The organism is Mesorhizobium sp. M2A.F.Ca.ET.039.01.1.1 (assembly GCF_003998035.1).
In the GTDB taxonomy this organism is placed as follows: domain Bacteria; phylum Pseudomonadota; class Alphaproteobacteria; order Rhizobiales; family Rhizobiaceae; genus Mesorhizobium.
Window position 1 is genome coordinate 1 of sequence record NZ_RZRY01000633.1, and the last position, 3,653, is coordinate 3,653.

Consider the following 3,653-nt stretch of genomic DNA (forward strand, 5'->3'; position numbering starts at 1 on the left):
TGCGCATCGTGCCGGCGGTGCTCGGCTGGCAGGATCCCGGATCGGCGTTCTCGGCCGCGATGCAGCTGGCGGCGCTGGCGGCGGTGATCAGCTATTTCTGGAGCGATGTCAGGGACGTGCTCTTCGGATCGATCGCGGCAATCTCGCGCCGCGATTTCGGCGACCGCTATTTCCGCCTGGCGATCAGCATCATCCTTGCCACTATCCCGATCATCATTGCCGGCCTTGCGCTTTCCGGTGTGCTCAACGCCTGCAATTCGCCGCTGCGCGGGCTCGCCGTCATCGGCTCGGCCTGTATAGCCATGGCGATCCTTTTGGCGCTCGCCGAGATCTTCGCCAGGCACAAGCTGATGCTGCGCCAGGCGTCGATCCTCGATGCGCTCTTGGTTGGCGTCGCCCAGGTCGGCGCGCTTATCCCCGGTGTCTCACGCTCGGGCTCGACGCTGACGGCGGCGATGGGGCTGGGCTTCGCCCGGCCGGAGGCGGCACGCCTGTCCTTCCTGCTCGGCCTGCCGGCAATCGCGCTGGCCGGCCTCAAGGAGCTCTACGAACTGCACAAGGTGCATCTCGACGCGCATGGCTGGTCGATCCTGGCGGTCGGCCTCGTCGTCGCCTCGATCTCGGCCTTTTTCGCGATCTGGGGGCTGATGCGGGTGCTGGAGCGCTTCTCCGCCTGGCCGTTCGTTATCTATCGCGGCCTGCTTGGCGTGGTGCTGCTGGTCAGCGTCGCGGCCGGCTGGTTGACCTGAAGCAACCCGGGAAATCCACGCAGCGGCCTCGGCCGAATCCGCTATACCGATGCTGAGGAGCGGGATGCGCTGATGGATCTTGGGACCCTGCTGAACTCGGTTCCTTTGCTGGCCACGCTGGTGAAATCGGCGGTGCCCGCCGCCGTAGGCGCGGGCATCGGCCTCGGCCAATGGCTAGCGGCGCTGCCGCCTTGCCGCAACCAGACTTTCGAGAACGCGACCTATCTGGTCTGCGAGGCCGATCCGAAGCATTTCTCCATCGAGTTGTTCTGGAAGAACAAGGATGGCGACTTCTACCGATCGCTGCACAATCTGCGCAGCGCGCAGCAAGCGGCGGGGCGCAACCTGCTGTTCGGCATCAATGCCGGCATGTATCATCCGAACCTCGCGCCGGTCGGGCTTTATGTCGAACGCGGCGAGCAGGTCACGCCGGCGAAGACCGGATCGGGAACCGGCAATTTCTCCATGCAGCCCAACGGCATCTTCTATCTCAGCGCCGGCAAGGCAGGGGTTCGCGCGACCAAGGATTATCTCAAGCGTCCGCCGCGCGTGGACTACGCCACGCAGTCCGGGCCGATGCTGGTCATCGACGGCAAGCTGCATCCGAAATTCCATGCGGACGGCACCTCGCGAAAAATCCGCGATGGCGTGGGCGTGCGCGCCGACGGCGTCGCGGTCTTCGCGATCTCGGACGATGTCGTGACTTTCCACGAATTCGCCCGGCTGTTCCGCGACCAGCTCGGCTGCCCGAACGCGCTCTTCCTCGACGGTTCTATCTCGAGCCTCTACGCGCCCGGCATCGGCCGAAACGACGATTTCTGGAATCTCGGGCCGATGATCGGGGTGTTCAGGAAGTAGTCAGAGCGCTTGCTGCGCGCTTCCAGCTTAACCGGACGCGTCCTGGATCGCGGACAGCAGCCATGGTCCTCCGGCCTGACGGGCGAAGGTCCACAGCTCGGTCGCTTCGACCGGATTGTTGGGATCGCCCTTCTCGACGGCGCCGGTCTGGCGGTTTTGCATGGTATCGATCGCCGACCAGCGCATCGCCACGGTGGCGTAGTCGCGCGAGCCTTCCCGCCACGCCTCCGCCACTTCGCCCTTCAGCAGCCTAAGGTTTGTAACCTCGTTCTTGAGGCCGTGGGTCGCGTTGTCGGCCAGTTCCTCCGAAAGGTAGGAAACCATTTCGGGGGTCGTCAGCCGGCGCAATCCCTGGTGATCCTCACGAGTGAAGGCAGCCTGCACCTCGCCAAGGATTCGTTCGAACGCGTCGCGATCAGCGTCAGTGATGCCGATTTCATCGGCTCCTGATGCGTCAGCGGAGCCGAAGCTTGCGGCGTTGGACGAATAGCTGGGCGGCGCGCCGCCCCAGCCTTGCCGTCCGAACGGACCGCCGGCGTTTCGCATATTGGCAGGCGCGGCATTGTCTCGATTGAGGAAGCGCATCGCCAGCATCACGAGGCCGCCGATCAAGAGCAGCTGGAAGATGAAGCTCAGCCCGCCGCCAATGCCGCCGAAACCATGGCCCAGCATCATGCCGAACAGGCCCTGGAAGAACAGTCCTCCCACAAGACCGCCGACAAAACCGCCGCCGAAACCACGCCAGAAGCCGGGACGCGCGGAGCCGGGAAACGACTGCGATGATGGGATGGACTGGGTGGGTTGTGGCGTCATCGAGCGCGTGACAGGCGCCGTATAAGGGGCCGTCCTGGTCGGCGCGGGCGCCTGATAGGTGCGGCTGCCACGGCTGCCGAAGCTGCCGCCCATGCGCGCCTCGGCGGTGCCGATTGAGACGGTCCCGAGCGCCATCAGCAGGATCATGAGGATCGACGCGACTTTGATCGTTCGTGACTTCGACATTAAGCACAGTCCTTGGGTACGCTTCGCTTTTGCGCGAGCCCCTTATATGGGGTGCCAGGCGAGCCAGGTTTAGCCCCTGCTTCAATGCGGCTGCCGATCCGGCGACGATCGTCCTGATACTAGGCTCGCTCGCGGCTGTGCCTTCGCGCGGGGCGAGAGGTGACGGGGACACACCCCGAATCGGCCACGACCGTCGCGCCAAAGGTAAATTTTGATTCAAACTTTGTTGGTAATTTCTCGTTAGGAATGGGGCTTCCGGCGGCGCTGTTCCTGCCTTCGGTCTGTTTTGTCTTGCGTACAGGTCAAAGATGCGGATTTTTGGCGTCGTCAGTTTCGTGCTCGCAGCGCTTTGCCTTGCCGGCTGCTCGTCCACGTCGGGCGCCGATGCCCTGCAACTGCCGTCCAACGAGACGACGAGCTCGGTCGTGCGGCCGAGCGCGCCGGTTTCGAAGGGCATGAGCACGGTCCAGCGGGAGAAAACCGTAGAGACCGCATCGATGTCGGGCATGGCGCGCATCACGCCGCCGGCGCCGCTGCTCGACGAGGGTAACGCGAGCCCCGGCGACGAAAATCCGCGCCCGTTCGGACTCGCCGAGGAGGAGACGGTAAACTTCCCGGCGACCGATCTCCCGGACAGCGTCGAGCCGCCGGTGCAGGAGGCGGCGCTCGTCTCGCCGCCGAAGCGGCTGTCGCGCGCCGCGCCCGCCATGCTTGCCGGCCCGGTCACGCGCTATGCCTTCCGCGATGCCAAGCCGATCAATTTCGGCCGCTCCTCGCCGCGCCATCTGGCCGTGCATGGGGTCGACGTCTCGCGCTGGCAGGGCAACATCAATTGGAGCAAGCTGCGCGCCCAGGGCGCCAACTTCGCCTATATCAAGGCGACCGATGGCGGCGACCATCTCGACCCGATGTTCATGAAGAACTGGCGCAACGCCGACGCCGCCGGGCTGAAGCGCGGCGCCTATCATTTCTTCTACTGGTGCCGCACGGCGGGTGAGCAGGCCGACTGGTTCATCCGCAACGTGCCGAAGATGGACGGCGCATTGC

4 protein-coding genes are annotated in these 3,653 nt (G+C 64.9%); 3 read left to right on the forward strand and 1 reads right to left on the reverse strand.

All coding sequences use genetic code 11. The features are described from left to right. The coding region (locus EOA24_RS30800) for an undecaprenyl-diphosphate phosphatase (RefSeq protein WP_133374692.1) at positions 1-749 on the forward strand (749 nt) is incomplete at its 5' end. 72 nt (positions 750-821) lie between these two features. Beyond that, positions 822-1,607 (forward strand): phosphodiester glycosidase family protein, encoded by a 786-nt coding sequence (locus EOA24_RS30805; protein ID WP_126082522.1) that lies wholly within the window; start codon positions 822-824, stop codon positions 1,605-1,607. A gap of 27 nt (positions 1,608-1,634) precedes the next feature. Here the strand turns inward: EOA24_RS30805 and EOA24_RS30810 are convergent, their stop codons facing one another. Beyond that, entirely contained in the window at positions 1,635-2,606 is a 972-nt protein-coding gene (locus EOA24_RS30810) for a Tim44 domain-containing protein (RefSeq protein ID WP_126082523.1), read from the reverse strand. A 308-nt stretch (positions 2,607-2,914) separates the two neighbouring features. Between EOA24_RS30810 and EOA24_RS30815 the strand changes: the two genes are divergently transcribed. After that, a partial coding sequence (locus tag EOA24_RS30815) for a GH25 family lysozyme (protein ID WP_281059910.1) occupies positions 2,915-3,653 on the forward strand: 739 nt, incomplete at its 3' end.